At 71.4% G+C, this 18,098-nt stretch carries 17 protein-coding genes and 1 pseudogene; 12 read left to right on the top strand and 6 right to left on the bottom strand.

Translation table 11 applies throughout. The features are described 5' to 3' along the window. The first annotated feature begins 27 nt into the window (after positions 1-27). Positions 28-1,854: a putative bifunctional diguanylate cyclase/phosphodiesterase gene (locus CLV92_RS19755; RefSeq protein WP_104435663.1), complete on the top strand. Its 1,827-nt coding sequence runs from the start codon at positions 28-30 to the stop codon at positions 1,852-1,854. A gap of 423 nt (positions 1,855-2,277) precedes the next feature. After that, entirely contained in the window at positions 2,278-4,113 is a 1,836-nt protein-coding gene (locus CLV92_RS19750; RefSeq protein WP_158257356.1) for a putative bifunctional diguanylate cyclase/phosphodiesterase, read from the top strand. Between the two features lie 313 nt (positions 4,114-4,426). On the opposite strand, the gene CLV92_RS19745 is transcribed toward CLV92_RS19750, so the two are convergent. Further along, positions 4,427-5,128, bottom strand: a complete 702-nt coding sequence (locus CLV92_RS19745; RefSeq protein ID WP_211291298.1) for a class I SAM-dependent DNA methyltransferase — start codon at positions 5,126-5,128, stop codon at positions 4,427-4,429. 400 nt (positions 5,129-5,528) lie between these two features. On the opposite strand from CLV92_RS19745, the gene CLV92_RS22655 reads away from it, so the two are divergent. After that, positions 5,529-6,557, top strand: a complete 1,029-nt coding sequence (locus tag CLV92_RS22655) for a hypothetical protein (protein WP_245886992.1) — start codon at positions 5,529-5,531, stop codon at positions 6,555-6,557. 213 nt (positions 6,558-6,770) lie between these two features. Next, positions 6,771-7,187 (top strand): hypothetical protein, encoded by a 417-nt coding sequence (locus CLV92_RS22650; protein ID WP_245886990.1) that lies wholly within the window; start codon positions 6,771-6,773, stop codon positions 7,185-7,187. A 210-nt stretch (positions 7,188-7,397) separates the two neighbouring features. Here CLV92_RS22650 and CLV92_RS22990 read toward each other — a convergent pair. After that, positions 7,398-8,036 (bottom strand): annotated as a pseudogene (locus CLV92_RS22990) (RNA polymerase sigma factor); the annotation flags it as partial. Positions 8,037-8,042: 6 nt separating this feature from the next. On the opposite strand from CLV92_RS22990, the gene CLV92_RS21190 reads away from it, so the two are divergent. The 5 genes from CLV92_RS21190 (at position 8,043) to CLV92_RS19715 (ending at position 12,816) form a co-directional block, all read left to right on the top strand. After that, complete coding sequence (locus CLV92_RS21190; RefSeq protein WP_146099692.1) at positions 8,043-9,161, top strand: hypothetical protein; 1,119 nt, start codon at positions 8,043-8,045, stop codon at positions 9,159-9,161. A gap of 116 nt (positions 9,162-9,277) precedes the next feature. Continuing rightward, positions 9,278-9,553: a hypothetical protein gene (locus CLV92_RS19735; protein ID WP_146099691.1), complete on the top strand. Its 276-nt coding sequence runs from the start codon at positions 9,278-9,280 to the stop codon at positions 9,551-9,553. A 788-nt stretch (positions 9,554-10,341) separates the two neighbouring features. Continuing rightward, positions 10,342-10,866, top strand: a complete 525-nt coding sequence (locus CLV92_RS19725; protein WP_104435654.1) for a SigE family RNA polymerase sigma factor — start codon at positions 10,342-10,344, stop codon at positions 10,864-10,866. Beyond that, positions 10,863-11,945, top strand: a complete 1,083-nt coding sequence (locus CLV92_RS19720; RefSeq protein WP_146099690.1) for a hypothetical protein — start codon at positions 10,863-10,865, stop codon at positions 11,943-11,945. The genes CLV92_RS19725 and CLV92_RS19720 overlap by 4 nt, the downstream gene beginning before the upstream one ends. Positions 11,946-12,153: 208 nt before the next feature. Beyond that, positions 12,154-12,816: a uridine kinase family protein gene (locus tag CLV92_RS19715; RefSeq protein ID WP_245886989.1), complete on the top strand. Its 663-nt coding sequence runs from the start codon at positions 12,154-12,156 to the stop codon at positions 12,814-12,816. Positions 12,817-12,909: 93 nt separating this feature from the next. Here the strand turns inward: CLV92_RS19715 and CLV92_RS19710 are convergent, their stop codons facing one another. Further along, a complete protein-coding gene (locus tag CLV92_RS19710) occupies positions 12,910-13,275 on the bottom strand; it encodes a hypothetical protein (RefSeq protein ID WP_104435650.1) in 366 nt (121 codons plus the stop codon). Positions 13,276-13,492: 217 nt separating this feature from the next. Beyond that, a complete protein-coding gene (locus CLV92_RS19705; RefSeq protein ID WP_104435649.1) occupies positions 13,493-14,086 on the bottom strand; it encodes a hypothetical protein in 594 nt (197 codons plus the stop codon). On the opposite strand from CLV92_RS19705, the gene CLV92_RS21700 reads away from it, so the two are divergent. The 3 genes from CLV92_RS21700 to CLV92_RS19690 all read left to right on the top strand — a co-directional run bounded on the left by CLV92_RS21700 (position 14,076) and on the right by CLV92_RS19690 (position 16,016). Further along, positions 14,076-14,357, top strand: coding sequence for a hypothetical protein (locus CLV92_RS21700; protein WP_158257355.1), 282 nt, complete (start codon positions 14,076-14,078; stop codon positions 14,355-14,357). The two genes, CLV92_RS19705 and CLV92_RS21700, sit on opposite strands and share 11 nt — an antisense overlap. 253 nt (positions 14,358-14,610) lie before the next feature. Then, positions 14,611-15,126 (top strand): SigE family RNA polymerase sigma factor, encoded by a 516-nt coding sequence (locus CLV92_RS19695; protein WP_104435647.1) that lies wholly within the window; start codon positions 14,611-14,613, stop codon positions 15,124-15,126. A gap of 113 nt (positions 15,127-15,239) precedes the next feature. Next, positions 15,240-16,016 (top strand): hypothetical protein, encoded by a 777-nt coding sequence (locus CLV92_RS19690; RefSeq protein WP_146099689.1) that lies wholly within the window; start codon positions 15,240-15,242, stop codon positions 16,014-16,016. Between the two features lie 208 nt (positions 16,017-16,224). On the opposite strand, the gene CLV92_RS19685 is transcribed toward CLV92_RS19690, so the two are convergent. After that, positions 16,225-16,632 (bottom strand): hypothetical protein, encoded by a 408-nt coding sequence (locus tag CLV92_RS19685; protein ID WP_104435644.1) that lies wholly within the window; start codon positions 16,630-16,632, stop codon positions 16,225-16,227. Positions 16,633-17,066: 434 nt separating this feature from the next. Then, on the bottom strand, positions 17,067-18,098 hold a 1,032-nt coding region (locus CLV92_RS19680; RefSeq protein WP_104435642.1), incomplete at its 5' end, for an IS256 family transposase.

Below are 18,098 nucleotides of genomic sequence, written 5' to 3'. Positions count from 1 at the left end.
ACCTCGGGTGAGGTCGCGGCTGACGAGGTGGTCGCGGCAGGGCATCGGCTCGAGCTGGCCGAGGTGATGGCCGGCCTCGCCGAAGAGCTGCTGACGGGGTTCAACGTGGAGCAGGTGCTGCGGCGGCTGTGTGAGCGCCTACCGAGGGTGCTGCCCGTCGACGGGGCCGCGGTCTCCCTGTTGCACGAGGACCGGCTGCTCTACGCCGAGGCTACGACTGTCGAGTTCGCGATGGCCGAACGTGCCCAGGCCGACCTGGGTGAGGGACCCTGCTTCGAGGCCGTGCTCAGCGCCGAGGCGGTTCAGGTGCCCGACCTGCGCGTAGAGACCCGCTGGCGCCGCTTCACCTCCGCGGCCCTGGCCGCTGGGGTCGCCGCGGTCACCTCGCTGCCGATGGCGGCGCGGGGACGGATCTGGGGTGCGGTGGAGCTGTACTCCCGCGCCCCGCTGCTGTTGAACGCCGAGGATCTGGCCGCTGCCCGGCTGCTGACGCACGTGGCCACCAACTACATCCTGCATGCCCGCGACCGGGAGAGCCGCCAGGCCGCGGAGGACGCGCTGCGGGTGCAGACCATGCACGACCCGCTGACGGGACTGCCCAACCGGGTGCTGCTGCTGGACCGCCTCAGCCTGGCGCTGGCCGCGGCCAGCCGGAGCTCGAAGGCCCTGGCGGTGCTCTTCGTGGACCTGGACCGCTTCAAGCAGGTCAACGACACCTTCGGCCACGCCGCCGGGGACCGCCTCCTCATCGGCGTCGCCGACGCCTTGCAGTCGGTGCTGCGCCCCGGCGACACCCTGGCGCGGCTGGCGGGTGACGAGTTCGTCGTCCTGGCCGGCGACCAGCACCCCACGCGCCGCCCCAGCGGCACCGCGACCGGGCTGGCCCGGCGGCTCCTCGCCGCCTTGGACCGCCCGATCCGCATCGACGGCCACCCCGTGTGCATCGCCGCCAGCATCGGCATCGCCTACGCCGAGCCCGGCGACACCCCCGAGTCGCTGCTCCACGCCGCTGACACCGCCATGTACGAGGCCAAGGAGGGGGGCAGTCGCGGTGGGGAGCGCATCGCCGTCGCCGACCGCCGCCGCCCGACGGGCGCCCCGAGTCTGCTGCAATGGGAGTCAGAACTCAGCACCGCACTGGAGGGCGGGCAGCTGCGCCTGCACTACCAGCCCGTCCTCGACCTGCGCTCCGGCGCCGTGGCCGGAGCGGAGGCTCTCATCCGCTGGCAGCACCCCGTCCGCGGACTGTTGACCCCTGCCGCCTTCCTGCCCGCCGCCGAGGTCACCGGACAGATCACCGCGCTGGGCCGGTGGGTCACCAACGCCGCCTGCCGGAGCCTGCACGCGGCCGACACGGCGCTACCGGCCGCCGGTTTCCGCCTGGCGGTCAACGCCTCACCCCGTGAGCTGCACCACCCGGAGTTCGTGACGTCCTTGCGTCAGGCCATGAGTGCCGCGGACGTCGACCCGCACCGATTGTGCGTGGAGGTCACCGAAGCCAGCTTGATCTCCGACCTGGGCGAGATCTCCGCGGTGCTCCAGCAGATCCGGGACCTGGGAGTGCGCGTCGCCGTCGACGATTTCGGCACCGGCTTCTCCTCACTGGCCTACCTGCACCGTCTGCCGGTGGACACCCTCAAGATCGACCAGTCGTTCGTGAAGACGATGACCACCACCTCCGCAGGGGACGTCATCGTCGCCCACGTCATCGGCCTCGCCCACAGCCTGGGCCTGTCCGTCACCGCAGAGGGCATCGAAACCAGCCACCAACAACAACGGCTGCACGACCTCGGATGCGACCACGGCCAGGGCTACGCCCTCGGCCGGCCCCGACCCACCCTCACCGTCGCCTGACCCGACAGGCCGGGCGCTGCCCTGAACCACTGACCGTCGGCACCGGGCCCGCCGCCGGGGCTGCCGTGTCAGAGGAGGCACCCAGGGCCGATGGCGCCACCCGTAGTGACTTTGCGTGGCGACAGCCGTACAGTACGTAGTACCGGGAGCTTGCCGTGCACTGGAACTTCGACGCAGTGCCGTTCGCGGATGACGTCTCTGAGACGCCGCTTGGAGCGGATCTCCGAACGAGCATCACCTCCCACCCTCATGACGCTGCCGCCGCGTGCTCCTCTGCCGGTGGCGCTGCCCGGTGAGCCTCCGCCGCCGCCTCGCGCGCCGCAGGTGGACCGGCGCAGGCGCCGTGGCGATGCTCGGGCGGCGCCGCAGACGGGACCCGTGATGGGCGAAGAGTCGAGCACGACGATGAACAAGGAACAGGCCTTGACGACGGCTGTAGGGCGTCTCGCCGACGCCGCCATCCGAGACTTCAGCAGCGGAGGGATCCTGCGCGAGCTGCGCGAGGCCGCGGCGGTCGCCCTGGGCGGAACCGGTACCGCGGTCGCGGTGATGGCCGTGCGGGAATCCGCGGGCAGCGCCTGCGCCCGCGTCGCACACTCCGACGAGCAGGTCACCGACCTGGAGAGGCTGCAGGAGGAGCTGCAGCAGGGCCCCTGCCGTGACGCGGTCGACTGGGACGCGATGGTCACCGTCACGGACATCGCCGCCCAGCAGCAGCGCTGGCCGCAGTTCGCTGCGGAGGCCTCGGCGCTGGGCCTCCGTGCCGTGGCCGCGGTGCCGCTGCGTGCCCGCGGCCGAGTCTGGGGCGTCCTCGACTTGTACCGAACCCGTGCGCGCGCCTGGCCGGAGCGGGAACTCGCCGTCGCGCGGCTGCTCGCCGACGTGGCAGCCTCCTACCTGGTGATGGCCTCCGACCGTGACGCCGCGTACCTCGCCCACCTGGAGATCGAACACCGCTCCATGCACGACCAGCTCACCGGGCTGCCCAACCGCAGTGTGCTCCACGACCGCATCGAGCACGCCCTGGCCACCGCAACCCGCCGCGACAGGGTCCTCGCGGTGGCCTTCCTCGACCTGGACCGCTTCAAGGAGGTCAACGACACCTTCGGTCACGCCGCCGGAGACGACGTCCTCATCGAGATCACCCGCCGGATCAACGCCACGCTCCGTGCCGGAGACACCCTCGCCCGCCTCGCCGGGGACGAGTTCGTCCTGCTGTGCGAGGACCTGCCCGCGAAGGCGCCGGAACTGGACCGGACGGTCGCCGCCATCACCGCGCGACTGCGGGCGGCCCTGAGTCAACCGGTCCGGGTGGCCGGCGAGGATCTCGTGGTCTCAGCCAGCATCGGCATCGCCGTCTCCCACGCCGGGCCCAGCGCGCAGGAACTGCTCCAAGACGCTGATGTCGCCATGTACGCGGCGAAGGAGCGGGGCCGCAACACCGTCGTCGTCCGCGACCACACCCGGGGCGCGACAGTGGGTTTCGGCCGCCGCCTGCAACGTGACCTCGGCAAGGCCCTGGAGAGCGGGCAGTTGCTGCTGCACTACCAGCCGATCCTCGACGCGACCGACGAGCGCATCGAGGCCGTGGAGGCCCTGCTCCGCTGGCAGCACCCCGAACACGGCCTCCTCACTGCCCAGCAGTTCATCCACCACGCGGGCTGCAACGGCTTCCTCTCACGGCTGGCGGCCTGGGTCGTCGAGACCGCGTGCGCCCAGTTGGCCACCTGGCGCCGCGAGCTGGGCGAATCCGCGCCACGTGTGATCTTCTGCAACGTCGGCCCGCGAGAGTTGGCCGACCCGGCCCTGCGCGAGGCGATCACCATCAGCCTCAGCACGCACGAGCTGAAGACGGCCGACATAGGCCTGGAGGTCCTCGAGGATGCTTTCGCCGACCCGGCCCTGGCCTCCGTCCTCGGCGACTACTCGTGCGCAGGGCATCCCCTCGCCGTCGACGACTTCGGCACCGGGTACTCCTCCCTGTCCCGCATCATCGGCCTCCCCGTGTCCTACGCCAAGATCGATCAGTCCTTCGTCGCAGGCCTCCCCGACGACGCCCGCTGCCGCAGCCTGTTGAACGCCGTCCTCACTGTCGCCGGCAGTCTCGACCTGCGGGTCATCGCAGAAGGCGTGGAAACCGAAGCACAGAAGGTCTACCTCACCGGCGCGGGCTGTCACCTGCTCCAGGGTTACCACCTCGCCCGCCCCCAAACCGTCGATGACGTCACCCGCCTCGTCACCCACTACAACCGCTCCTGACACCACAGCGAGAGATGCGACCGACGGTCCCAACAGGACCCGCACTGGCCGGCATCGGGATCCGCAGAAGGTGACGTCGCCGGTGCGCGTGTCGAGCACCCAGATGTCGCGCAGAACGCCGTCCGGCACGAGGAGGTCCGGGCCGAGGTCCATCTCCACCTCTCCCCCGCCACACCCCGGGGTGGTCCCGACGGGACGTCCGTCTGGCGCGGACTTCGTCGACGCGACAGAGGAACGAGGCGGAGGGGACGGCCCGCCGCAGCGCGAGCCGATGGACGTCGTGAGACGGACGTCCTCAGGTCGTCCGGCGCTGTCAAGAACCGGTCGACGAGGAGCCGGTCACCTCCTTGCGGAGTTCCCACAGCCCGTACTGCACGACGTAGGAGTACTCCTCGTGCCGCCACGCCGGGACGAACCGGTACGACCACGGCGCCAGCCCCGCGGACGTGACCGCGCTCAACTGCGCGGTGGCGTCGTAGCAGTGCATGTCGACCCCGGGCAGGCCGGCGTCGGAGAACGCACGCCGGGAACGGCCCGGTTCCCGGCTGGCGCGGTCCTCGACGACTCCCACCAGCAGGCGCGCCCCGGGTGCGCAGACGTCGGCGAGATTGCGCAGCGTCGAGGCGAGGTCGCGGCAGAACTCCAGGCACCCCACGGCGATGACGACATCGAAGCGTCCCCAGCTCTCCGGCAGCGGGTCGTGGAAGTCGTGCTGCTCGTACCGGCCCCCGGGTCGTTCCCGGCCGGCGACCGCGAGCATCCGCGGCGACAGGTCGATGCCCGTGACGGAGACGCTCGGCGCGAGGTTCCTCGTCAGCTGTCCCGGGCCGCATCCGACGTCCAGCACCCGGCACTCCGGCGTCACGGTGCGCAGCAGGAAGTCCGCGACGAGGGGGCCGTAGTGCTCCAGGGACCGCCAGCCCGACACGTAGTGCGGGGCGAAGTCGTCGTAGTACAGCGCGATGGCCTCGTCCTCCTCGGACCCCGCTCCGCCGGTTCGCAAGTCGTCGTGCACGGGTCTGCCGCTCCAGGTGTCGTGACGACGTCTCAGGTCCGCCGGTGGAGGGACCACACTATGGGACTGCCGCGGCCCCCGGCGGCGCTGCGCGGGGCCGGCACGCGAGCCGGTGGAGACCGGCGACGTGGAGGCACGGCCCTTCGACATCGGGGACGAACGGGTCCGGTCGTGCCTCTACAGAGTCGGGGCCGTCGTCGCGCACGAGGAACAGGGCGCGAGGCGCTCACCGCGCAGGCCGTCCACGCGGGGAATCACCGCGTCGGCCAGCCGGACTGCGGCGAGGAGGCTGACGTTTGCTGCATGCTCGACGGGACGACGATGCAGGGACGAGCGGGAGCTGGCGGAGTCGCTGGAGCGGGCCTTCAGCGAGCTCAGCGGCCCGCCGGCCGCGGTGCGGTTGCTGCAGCGCACCAGCAACTGGCTCAGCGCGATGGACGCGGCCGGCTTCATCGAGATCAGCCCACCGCACCCGGACGACCCCGACGCGCGACCGCGGGCGCGCATCGACTGGCTGGAGGCCCTGGCCGCGACCGGGTACGGCGGTGCACTGGCCTGCCGCAGCCTGCAGGTGCACCTGGATCCCGAGGACGACCCGTACGGCGTCGAGACGGGCGTCGGCGACCGCAGCCGGCGTGCGGACGCCGCCGGCGAGCCGTGGCGGCAGGAGCACCTCGCGCTGCACCCGGCGGCTGAGGAGGAGGCGGCCATCGCCCGCGCCGCCCACGCCAACCCCTACCCGGTGGCGCAGCTGCCGCTGAACGAGCACCTGCGCCGGGCGCTGGGCGCACTGCGCCCCGGCCGGCGCATGACCCCCAGGCTCACGCGCCGCTCCCGTCGCCAGGACGGAGGAGCCAACAGCATCAGCCGGACCATGCACCAGCACACCCGCGCGGAGGTGGAGGACTGGCTCGGCTTCGCCCTGCCGTCCCTGACGCCGCTGGAGAAGGCGGGGCGGCGCCTGCTGTGCCTGACGTCCAGGATGTTCTGGACCAGCGACGCGGATCCGCTCCCCGCGCGCGGCAGTTCCCTGCCCAACGGTGAACCGATGGAACTGGAGATCTACCTGCTCTGGGCGCCTGCGGAGGCGGACCTGACACGAGTCGCCCTGCACGACGCCGAGGAGGAGGGCTGGGTCGTCGGCTCGGTGGGCTACTCCCCCTTCACGCGCGCCCCCCAGGAGGAACGTGGGCGCCGGGCCACCTCGCTGACCGAGCCGGCCGGCGCCTACACCGGCATCACCGTCAACGGCAGCCGCCTCGGCGTGCAGCACAGCCTGCCCGGGCACACCCGCATCGGCTGGACCAGGCGGGGCCCCGCCGCACCCACGGAGCCGGGCGGGGGCGTCTGGTACCGCATGGCCCTGCACGTCCCCCGCGAGCCCGTCGCCGCCGTCGAGCTCATCCTGGCCAGCCGCGACATCCCCTGACCGAGCCGGCGCGCCGACCCCGCACGGCTGAGCCCTCTGGGCCACCGGAAGCCCACCGCGGCAGCTCGCGGGCGCACTGACGTCGCGAGATGACCGTGAGGGCAGGGCTCGTACGGGCCGCCGTCCGGTCACGACCCAGCTTGAGCGGCGGCAGACGCGGGCGTTCGCCCGTGATCGGGTGCGACGAGTCATCGTCGGCTGCACGATGACCCCATGTCGCAGGTGACCGTCCTCCGTGCGATCCCGTCGCGAGCGAGCACGTGGCTCATGGGCGTCGGCGCGGCGTGCACGATCATCGTTGCGGCGGCGATGTGGTACCGCGAGTCGCTTTCGCTCGGAGGTCCACTCATCATCAGTCTGGGCATGATCGTGCAGGGACTGCTCCGGCGACGGGCCCACGTGGCGCTCAGCCCCGAAGGCTTGGTCATCTACGACGGCACCCCCTGGAAGCGGCGTCTGCCCTGGCGAAGCGTCGAGCACGTACGCCTTGACCCATCGGGTGGCCCCCGCCTGCTCCACGTGACCTGTGCCCGGGGTCGCGTGATCACCCTGCCGGAGCTGTCTGCGGACGACAGCCAACGCGTGATGCGCGCTCATTCGAACCGCGCGCGCGGCGCCGCGGATCGCTGAGGTCCCCGGCCCGTCCAGGCACCGCCTCGCGGGAAGGTGGATGCGACGCCGGCGACCCCTCATCGCGCCGGCTCGGCGTCGACGTCGGATGGTCGTGCGCCGTGGCCCTCCGTGATGAGCGGGGATGTGCTGGTGGGTGTCGGGGACCTGGAGTCGGCTGCGGAACCAGGTGGGACGTCGTCCATGGCGATGAGAGCGCCGCGCAAGGATCGACTTGGCGCTGCCCACCCGGCAGCCGAGGACAGCGGCGACCTCAGCCACCGGCAGGTCCAGCCAGTACCGCAGCAGCAGGGCATGGCGCTGCCGCGCCGGGAGCTGCCCCAGTGCGGCGTGCAGAGCCAGGCGACGCTGCTCGGTGAGCACCTGCGTCTCCGGAGACGGCACCTCCCGCGGGACCTCACCAGGGGTGCGCCGCTCCAGCAGCAGCCGGCGCAGGCGGGAGGTGGAGAGGTTGATGACACTGCGGCGGACGTAGGCCAACGCTGCCGCCGGGTCCTGCAGCCGGTGCATCCGCTGGTGCAGACGCACCAGCGCCTCCTGGGCGATGTCCTCGGGGTCATCGGCGCCACAGAGCTGGGCCAGACGGACCAGAGACACGAAGTGGACGACGAAGAGGCCCCGGTAGTCCTCCTCCACCTCGGCCGCCTCCACGTCGAGCAGCGGAGCCTGGCTCAGCACCGACCCCGCTGCTCCCACGTCGCCTCCCACACCCTGAAGACGCACACCACGACCAAAGGGTGCATCCCCGACTGCACCGATCCTGATCGGCCCCGAAACGACGGCCACGATCACGCCCGCAGTGCGTCGAAGTCGGACGTTCGGTCGGTGGTGTCGGGGATGGGTCAGCATGGCCTGGTGCCGACTGTGCAGCAGGTGCCGTACGTGGTGGTGGAGGAGCTGAGCGGTCCGGTGGTCGCGCAGCAGGTGTGCGCCGTGCTGCTGCAGACGGTCCGTCCCCGCATCCAGCGGTTGCACGTGGAGGTGCACTCCGACCACCGCGACGACTTCGACGTGCTGGCCATGGAGGCGCAGATCCGGTTGCGCATGGCCGGCGGTGCCGGGGTGCGGCACAGCAACGACACCGTCAGGGAGCTGGCGGATCCGGAGGCCCACTGGCTGGCGCTGCTGGTCTATGCCGGCTGGTGCCGCTACCTCGCCGCCTTCGACGAGGTCGGCATGCGCATCCTCACCGTCCGCGATGCCGGCAGCGGCATCAGCGCCAGCCTGACTCCCGGCGAAGCCCGCTCGGTGCAGCAGCAGATCGCGCCGCTGACCCTGACACCGCCGCAGGAGAGTGACCTGGCGGTGCTGGACGAGCGTCACCGCCGCCACCGGCAGCAGCGGGAGGAGAAGCTCCGCCGCGTGCAGGAGGTAGCCGCCGCCGCCGCGCGGGCGCACCCGGGCACGGACCCGCAGCTTGAGGTGCTCACGGGAAGGGGGGCGGCCTCGGACCCGCGGGAGGCGGCCGCGGCGTCGCTGGAGGGCTGGACGGTCACGGTCCGCGCCGAGGTGGTTCCTGAGGATCCGGCCGAAGCGGCTCCTGCGGTCGCGGTGGGCTTGGGGCGCATCACCCCCCTGGACGGGGCCACGGCCCTGGAGGAGCGTGGTGACCTGCCCGGTCACTTCTGCCTCAGCGTCGAGGTCCAGCCTGCTGAGGAGCACGGCCATGCCAGGGGGTGGCTGCAGCCGGGAGCGGCCGTGCTCAGCGATGGAGACCTTCTGGTGGTCGCCGACGCCGCCGACGGGCCCGCGATCGACTTCGGCTGGCCACCCCTGCCCCCGGGGCAGGAGTTCGCCGGTGGTGCCTGCCGGGCGGACTTCCCGGGCTGGCTGATCACCGTCGTGCACGCCGCCGCGGGCACGGTGCACCTGAGCGCTCCACTCAACTGGAAGCGGCGCAGCAGCCACGCCGATCGACCCTCCGACGGCACCTGCCACCTCACGATCACCCTGGCTCCCACTGCCAGGAGCTGACCTCCTCCAGCAGCGAAGCCCGGCTGCGACCGCGCCCGCACGGCGGCGGCGCGAGCGCAAGATCATCCGCGGAAGCGGGCGGCCGGTCGCACGACGGTGCGGCTACGGTCCCCAGGGTGAGTGGTGACGCTGACCAGCAGCTGGCCGTTGATCGACGCCGTCCGTTCCGGCTCTCTGTGGATGTCCTCGCCACGCCTGGACAGGTGGAGCGGCTGCAGACGGTGATCGGTGAGGCGTTGTGCGCCGCTCCCGACGATCACAACGGCCCCTGTCGCATCGCCTGGTCTCTCGAGTGCGCAGACAGCGACCACGCCGATGCAGACGGCTCCGGTGCCCTCACTCCCGACGACGTAGCGCACATGCGCGAGGAGCTGGGACCGGTCCACGTCTGACCGCAGGCGGAGGTCGATCGCAGTCTCGGCCTGTAGTCATCACGACGTGACCGCTGTCAGCAGAGCACGTCACCGCCGCCCATGATCGCGCACGACCGGCGTCAGAGTGGGGTGTTCCAGGCCCGGGCGGTGCGGGGAACCGCGGCACCAACGTCGACGTCTCAGCTCCATGAGACGACGTCTGGCAAGCATGGCCACGCTCGCCCTGGGCCTGGTCGTGGCGATCGGGTCAGCTCCTCGCTCTGAGACGTCGTGCTCTGACTTCGCCGTCAGCCTGGTCTCCGACCGAGGTGGCAAGCCCTCACCGGTCGAAGCGGCTGAGCACCTCGTGCGTCATCGAAGCGTGGTGAGCGGACTGACCGGGGCATGGGAGGAGATCGAGCGATCGGACGCCGCTGCGTCCGTGCGCCAGGGCCGGACCGTCCTGCACGTCGTGCAGGGACCGGAGGGGACCTGGCAGGTCGACAGCGGTACGTGCGCCCCCGTCCGCTGATCCACGCGCTCCTTGGTGCCTGATGGCGTCCGTCGCCGACCTTGATCTCGCCCCACCTGCGTCACGGTCGGATGGGACTGCCCCGAGCACGACACCGCTCTTGATCGCGCCCCACTCGCGCAAAAGTGGATGTCCGTCACCGGTCATGATCGCGCGGCGGTCGCGTCAGGTGCACGCGAAGCTGATGATCAGTATGAAGTCAGCTCCGGGCCGTCCCCGATAGTGGGCGGAGACGGCGATCAGCCTTCTGCGGGGCACGGCCGGTTGAAGCAGGTGAGGCGGCGAGGAGGACCGGGTGGATGCGGACGAGGACTTCCAGCTCTTCGTGGCTGCGAGGGAGCGATCGCTGCTGCGCACGGCATGGCTGCTGACCGGGGACTGGGCCACGGCGGAGGACCTGGTGCAGACCGCACTGGTGCGGGTCTGGCCGCAGTGGCAGCGCATCGGCGGCACGCAAGGCCTCGAGGGTCGCGAAGGTGCCGACGCCTACGTGCGCCGCACCATGGTCAACAAGGCCCTGGACTGGCGCCGGCGGCGCTGGCGCGGGGATGTGCCCACTGCCGAGCTGCCCGACGCGCCGGTCCCGGGCGGCCCGGCCCGGGAGACGCACCTGGTGCTGGTCTCCGCGCTGCGGACGTTGCCGCCGCGGCAGCGTGCCGTCATCGTCCTGCGCTACTTCGAGGACCTCACCGAAGCGGACACCGCCGCGGTCCTGGACTGCAGCGTCGGCACCGTGAAGACCCACGCGTCGCGGGCGCTGGCCGCTCTGCGCCGCCATCCCCAGCTCGGCGACCTGCGACTCCAGGGGAGTGCGACATGAGCGGTGACCTCAGGCAGCTCCTGGAGGAGGCGGTTCCGGAGCCCTCACGTCGTCTCGACCCCGCCGCCGTCCTGCGCACGGCACGCCGGCGCCGGCGCACCCGCAGGACAGTCGCGGCGGTCGCAGCGACTGTGCTCGCCGCCGCCGGCGTCGGGATTTCCCTGCTGATGGACCGGGAGGCGGATCGGGCACAACCGGCGCTGCCGGTGCAGGTGCCGGCGCAAGTGCCGCTGGAGCTGTCGGTGCTGCAGCGGCGGGTGCCCGTGGACCACGTCGGCTTCTTCAGCTACGACCCGCCGGTGCGCACCATCGACGAGGATCCTCTCGACTCCGCCCAGCGCCGGCTCGTCCACCCCGGTCAGGCCAGCCTGGTCCTGACCACCCCGGACGGCACCGAGTACTACCTCGCTGAGAGCACCGACGGCAGCCTCTGTCTGACCTCGCTCGTCGAGCACGGCGGCTCGATGGGTGCCTGCCTGCCGCGCTCCACCCTGCTCACCACCGGGTTCGTGATGCGCCACGAGGACCCCACCGGCCGCGAGATGGAGCCCCGCGGAGTGGTCGTCCTCGTCCCCGACGGCTACGAGCAGGTCACCGGCTCCGGCGCGAGCGTTGCCGTTCGCGACAACGCCGCCCTGGTCTCCGCAGAAGACGGCCGCGAGCCGCAACGACTCACCCTCACCGGGCCCGACGTCCCCACCGTCGTCCTGCAGGCGCCCTACTGCCCCTCGCCGTTCAACGACGCGTGCAGCACGCACGTGGAGCCCAGCGCGCGGGTGGCGGAGTGGCGACCGGCCGCGCCACCCGGCCCGCAGGACACCTCCCTACCGCTGCTGGTGACCGAGAGAGACTGTGCCGGCGGACAATCCTCGGAGGGTCGCGTTCAAGAACCCGTCGTGGAGTACCGGCCCGACGCCGTGGTCATCACCATCCGCGTCGACCCCCTCGGCGGTGCCCAGACCTGCCCCGGCAACCCGGCGACGCCCTACCTGCTCCAGCTGTCAGAGCCCATCGGCGGCCGGGCACTACTGGACGGTGGGCAGGTGCCTGCCGCGACCATCGCGCCGCCCGCGCCATGACGAGTCCGACCTGAAGGCAGGCCCCCGCGACCGATCGACCCGGACGCCGTACCTGCCCAGACCTATCCAGACTGTCTGCTCATCGGCAGATCAACGCGTCGGGCGGCGGCCGTGATCGCGTCCGAGGGGCGTCACAACGATTTGTTTTGCGTGTCGGAGCAGTCGCGTGGCTTGGGGCACTCTGGTGGGGAAGGCTGGGGTCGTGTCCATGACCTTGCCTGTAGAGGAGCCTGCCGCCGGCCCGTGGAAGGCGGCGCCGGAAGGGGAACTGGTCCAGCTGCTGCTGCAGGCGGCTGGGACGCCGACGGGGCGGCCCAGGGTCGTGGCCGTGGACGGTCGCGGCGCGTCGGGGAAGTCGACGCTGGCTGAGCGCCTGTGTCAGCGGGTGGGCCGCTCGACGGTCGTCCACACCGACGACATCGCCTGGCACGAGCCCTACTTCGCATGGGGTCACCTGCTGGCCGAGCACGTCCTGCGGCCTCTGCACCGCGGGGAGGCGGTGTCCTTCCGCCCACCCGCATGGGAGCAGCACGGCCGGCAGGGATCGATCGACGTCCCTGCCGGACGGGACCTCGTCGTCATCGAAGGCGTCGGGGCCAGTCAGCGAGAGCTCGCCGAGCTGATCGACGCGACGGTGTGGGTGCAGTCCGACTTCGCCGCCGCTGAGGAGCGGGGCATCGCCCGCGACATCACCCAGGGCGTCAACGGCGATGCCGAGGAGACCATCGCGTTCTGGCACGAGTGGATGGCTGAAGAGCTGCGCTTCCTCGAGCGGCAGCGGCCGTGGGAACGGGCCTGCGTGGTCATCGCCGGGACCCCACCCATCCTGCTCGACGAGGATCACGTCGCCCTCGCCCCGGGCCCCCTGTGACCCGCACGACCATGGGCGTGGTCGCGGGTCCCCACCGCTCAAGATCGTGCCCCCGGCGCGGCTACATGAGCGTGCGCGTCGACGCCGGTGTGATCAACTCCCCGGCGGCATGCCCGGCCGCTCGCGCAGCGAGGGGCGCGAGGGGTCGGGGGCGCCGAAGTAGACCTCGACGTCGGGCAGCTGGCCCTGCAGCTCCAGGGCCAGCTGCAGCCCTTCCTGCTCCCAGTCCTCCTCGCTCTGCTCGGCGCGCCACTGGAAGTCGGTCCCCGGCAGGCGGGCGTAGACGGCGTTCCAAGCCCGCAGCCGGGCGAGCAGGTCGGAGCAGGCGCCCAGGTCGAGCAGCACGGCAGGGTTCAGTCCGCCGCCGGGCCCGCCTGGGGAGTGGTCCCAGACGTAGGCGTCCTCGTCGTACTCGGGCGCAACAGCGATCACCGTGGGGCGGTACGGCTCAGGCGGCACGCCTGGATCCTGGCAGCAGCACCAGAGGGTGTGCCCGGAGATCGCCAGAGTCGCGCGTCCACCGGCTGGTCATGATGGCGCACTGAGCGCGGCAAATGCGGACGTTACCGGTGGGTGCTCGCGGTGAGTCCTACGTGTACGACGTTCGCACATCGACATGGTCGGACGTCGCCGGCCGCCATGACCGCGCCCGCACGGCGGCGATTGCGGATGTTCGTCAGGGGGCAGGGAGGGTGAGGGCGGCCCTTGCGAGGTCCTCACGGGTGAGGGTGGGCTCTCTCTCAAGGCTCGGCTGCACCAGGGAGACGGCGACGCCGTCGGGGCGCACCGTGAAGACGGAGGTCAACGCGGAACGCGATGTCTCGTCGAAGGGACGCTCGGAAGTCACCACGGGGTGCCCGTCGATCATCAGGACACGGCAGGTGCCCCCACCCAGGGGCTGCTCCAGGGCAGAGGAGGCAGGCCAGTGCGAGCACGGGTCCAGGTCCAGCCGGGTCAGCTCCGGGCCCTGCGCCCAGGTGAAGGAGCCGTGGAGCCCCACCGAGTCCGCGAAGGAGAACTGCCCGTCGGGTCTGGGGCGCATCCACAGCTCCTCGTTGTAGCCGAGACCGGCGATCCTGGCGCGTACCCGGTCATCCCAGGCGCCCAATCGCTGCCCCTGCTCGGTGGCCGGATCCCCGTTCGTCGTCTGCCCCGGATCCTCCGGGTCGTAGCTCGGCGCGTCCAGGCCGTCAGGGCCGACCGTCCAGCCCTCGCCCTGGGTGGGGCCGGGCCAGGTGACCGTCGTGCCGTCCTGGTAGGTGATCGTCATCTCCTGCGCCGGGGCGCTGGACTCGGTCGGGTACGGCTTCGAGGTCGGCGCAGTCGGGGACGGGTCGGGAGCCGGGGCCGCGGTCGAGGGCGCGAGGCTCTCGAACAGGGGTGTGGCCGCCGCGGCCGGCGCACCGGGAGGCTCCGGAGCGCTGCCCGTGGCGCACCCCGTCGCCAGCACCGGTACGGCCACCACCAGCATCGCGGAGTGCCTGATCGTCCTACCGCTGCGCCTCATGGAAGTGACACGCGCGGAACCGATCACCGGTTGACCGGCCGACATGAAAGCTCAGAGCAACATCCTCAACTCGCAGAGGCAGACGTCGACGAGTGGTCATGCTCGCCTCGCGCAGCGCGACAAGGGGTGACGTTCGGGGGCAAGGCAGTGTCCGTGGCGGGCTGTGAGCGGTCGCTCTGATGGGACGAGGCGGGCGCAGGCGCTCACACCGACACTGGACCGGGCGGAATCCACTGGCAACCTTTCCGGGTCCTGGAGCGTCAGGGCAGTGTGGAGAGCAGCAGGGCATGAGTCGTGAGGACTTCAGCACGTGGGCCGAGGTGGCCTCTCCACAGCTGTACCGGATCGCACGGCTGCTGGTGCTCGATGCACATGCGGCTGAGGACCTGCTGCAAGACGCGTTGGAGAAGGTCTTCGCGCACTGGTCGCGCGTCGATGAGCCCGATGCCTACGCCCGCCGGGTGCTGGCCAATGCCGCGAACTCTCGTTGGCGCCGGCACGGGCGACGCCGGGAGACCTCCTGGGAGGAGCGGCAGGACGCAGGCACTTCTCACCCGCAGGTGAGCCCTCACGCCGGGGTGGAGGAGCGACTGGACCTGATCGGTGACCTCGCCAGCCTGCCGGTACGTCAGCGCGCCGTCCTGGCCCTGCGCTACCTCGAGGACCGCAGCGAGCAGGAGGTGGCCGACCTGCTCGACATCAGCGTCGGCACCGTCAAGAGCCAGACCTCGCGAGCCTTGACCCGGCTGCGGCATCTCGCCCCCGCCCCCGCCCCCGCTCCCGCGGAAGGAACCCGCAGCTGATGCGCCAAGACCGCCGCGACACCGCAGCCGGCATCGAGGTCGACCTTCGGGCCGATGTTCGGGCCGGAGTGGAGGAGCGTTTGCGTCGCGCCCTACCCGAGGTGGTCGCTCCGGTGCCGGCCCTGGGTGGCGTCCTCAAGCGCGCTGTCCGCGCCGGTCAGCGGCGCATCCGGCGCCGCCGCATCGGTGCGGCTGCTGCAGCGACCTCCTTCGTGGGTCTCGCGGTGTTGCTCACCGTCACGTTGCCCGGTGCAGGTGGTGCGCTCAGCACCCAGCAGCTCTCCCCGGTCGCCACCCCCTCCACCGTCCCCACCACGGCGCCTGTCACGCCACCGGCCCCGGCCTACTCGACGCCTCCGGCGGCCTCGCCGGAAGAGCTCGCCCAGCGCGCATCGGAGCTGGCCGTGCAGTTCAACCAGGCGCTGGCCACCGCCGTGCCCGGCTGGGCGCCCGCTTACGGCGAACCGCTCCTGGACACCTCAGGGAGTCACATCGGGTGGCTCTTCACCGCCACCGATCCCTCCACCCCCCTGACGCGGCTGAGCGTCTCCCTCACCTCCAGTGGTGCAGGGGCATCACCCGACGACGATGCTTGCCGGGCCCGAGCCGAGACCTCCTGCACCCAGCGCACCCTCGCTGACGGCACCGTCGTGATCAGCGGCTTGGGTGACCTGGGCACCGAGGACGCCGACGGCGTCCCCGTCACCAGCACTCCGCCCTTCGCTGTGGCGGCGATGCCCGGCCGGCTCATCGACGCCCGCAGCGTGATCCTCGGCTCCGATGACACCCCCGGCATCGGCAGCGTCCTGCCTCCCGGCTCCCCCCTCACCACCTCCGCCCTCGAGGCGCTGGTCACCTCACCGGAGCTGACCGACATGCCCCTGCCCTGACCCGCCTCACCCGCGACTCCACCACGACGATGCTCGGCGCATCCGGCGTCCTGAGGCTCCGCCAATGGCCTACCCGGCTGATCAGGACGCTCACCAACGCCCATGATCGCGCACTGAGCGCGTCATGAGCGTGCGGATGCTCTGGGACGACGAAGGCCCCGAGCCGACTGTGTAGTTGGCTGCGGGGCCTCGATCGTGGCGGGCGGCGTCAGAGGTTGAGGTCCGTGCCGCGGCCCTTGCTGTCTAGGTAGGCCAGGGCCCGCTCCATGACTGCGCCGGAGAAGGGGTGATCGGCGATCGCGGCCTGCTGGTAGCGCATGGCCTGCGCCTTCAACCAGGCTCCAGTGATCTCCTGGTTCGTGCCGAGCTGGTCCGTGCCGCGCGACATGGCGATGGTGCCGGCCAGGAGGGGCACGGGGCCGTCGGGGTGGCGGGGGTCGAAGTCAGCCGGGCGAGTCCAGCCGGTGGCGTGCTCGATGAGCTGCCAGTCCGACTCCTTCAGCCGGGCGAGCGTGTCGTCACCGCCGTCTGCGCTGCTCGCGCTGGCGCGAGAGGTGGAGGACGTCGCACTGACCCCCCACGCAGCGTTCGTGGTGCTGGCGCCGGAGATGTTCATGCAGGCTCCTGCCGGCCGTAGGCGGATCGATCACGCGCGGTCCCGCCTTCTATCGGCACTCACCCATCGGCACTTGAGCCACTGCGCTTGATCCTCCGAACGGGTGACACGCCCACTCTGTGATTGCACGGTCATCGATCTAGTGGGAGATCGCCGGCCGCCATGATCGCGCTCCATCAGCGCCATGAGCGGGCGTCTAGGCAACCGTCCAAGCTGTATGGGGAGAGTTGGTGGCTCATGGTGGTGACATGCAGGAGCACGAGCCGATAGGTGTCGACTTCGGGGCGGTGACAGGCCTGCCTCTGCCTCCTGGGCTGGAGTCGCTGCTCCTCTCCCTGGCACCCCAGCGGGCGGCGCGTCATGGACGGGCACCGAGGCGTCGGTCAAGTCCAGGGGTGTGGTGTACGGCGGTTTCTCGCGTGATCTTGTGATGGTCAGGCGGTGATGGCCTGCAAGGTGGTGTCGGTGTTCACCTCCGTGGCGGTGTCGCTGCTGATGTCGGGGGCGTCGCCGGTGTGGAGGGTGAGGCGGCAGCGGGAGAGGACGTCGAGGCCGAGGTAGCGGCGGCCTTCGGTCCACTCGTCGTGCTGTTCGGCCAAGACCGCGCCGACGAGGCGGATGAGGGCGTGACGGTCGGGGAAGATGCCGACCACGTCGGTGCGGCGGCGGATCTCCCGGTTGAGCCGTTCTTGGGGGTTGTTCGACCAGATCTGACGCCAGACCTCCTTCGGGAACGCGGTGAACGCGAGGAGGTCGGCGCGGGCGGCGTCGAGGTGTTCGGCGACGACGGGGAGCTTCTCCGCCACGGCGTCCAAGACCCGGTCGAACTGGGCGTGGACGGATGTCGCGTCAGGCTGGTCGTAGACGCTGTGCAGCAGAGGCTTGACCCAAGGCCAGCTGCTCTTGGGGGTGACGGCCATGAGGTTGGCGGCGTAGTGCGTCCGGCACCGCTGCCAACTAGCCCCAGGCAGCGTCGCTCCGATGGCCGCGACCAAGCCGCGGTGGGCATCAGAGGTGACGAGCCGGACACCGGTCAGACCGCGGGCGGTCAGGTCGCGGAAGAAGGCCAGCCAGCCGGCTCCGTCCTCGGCGGAGGAGACCTGCAAGCCCAGGATCTCGCGGTGGCCATCAGCGTTGACCCCGACGGCAAGCAGGGCGTGGACGTTGATGACGCGCCCGTCCCCGCGGACCTTCATGGTCAGGGCGTCGGCGGCGATGAAGGTGTAGGGCCCGGCGTCCAGCGGGCGGGTGCGAAACGCCTTCACCTGGGCGTCGAGGTCCTTGGCCATCTCGCTGACCTGCGACTTGCTCAGCCTGGTGATGCCCAGGCTCTCGACGAGCTTCTCCATCCGTCGGGTAGAGACCCCGAGGAGGTAGCAGGTGGCGACCACGCTGGTCAGTGCCCGCTCGGACCGCTTGCGCCGCTCCAGCAACCAGTCGGGGAAGTAGCTCCCCGACCGCAGCTT

Source organism: Kineococcus xinjiangensis (genome assembly GCF_002934625.1).
GTDB lineage: Bacteria > Actinomycetota > Actinomycetes > Actinomycetales > Kineococcaceae > Kineococcus_A > Kineococcus_A xinjiangensis.
This window is presented reverse-complemented; position numbering and strand designations above follow the sequence as displayed.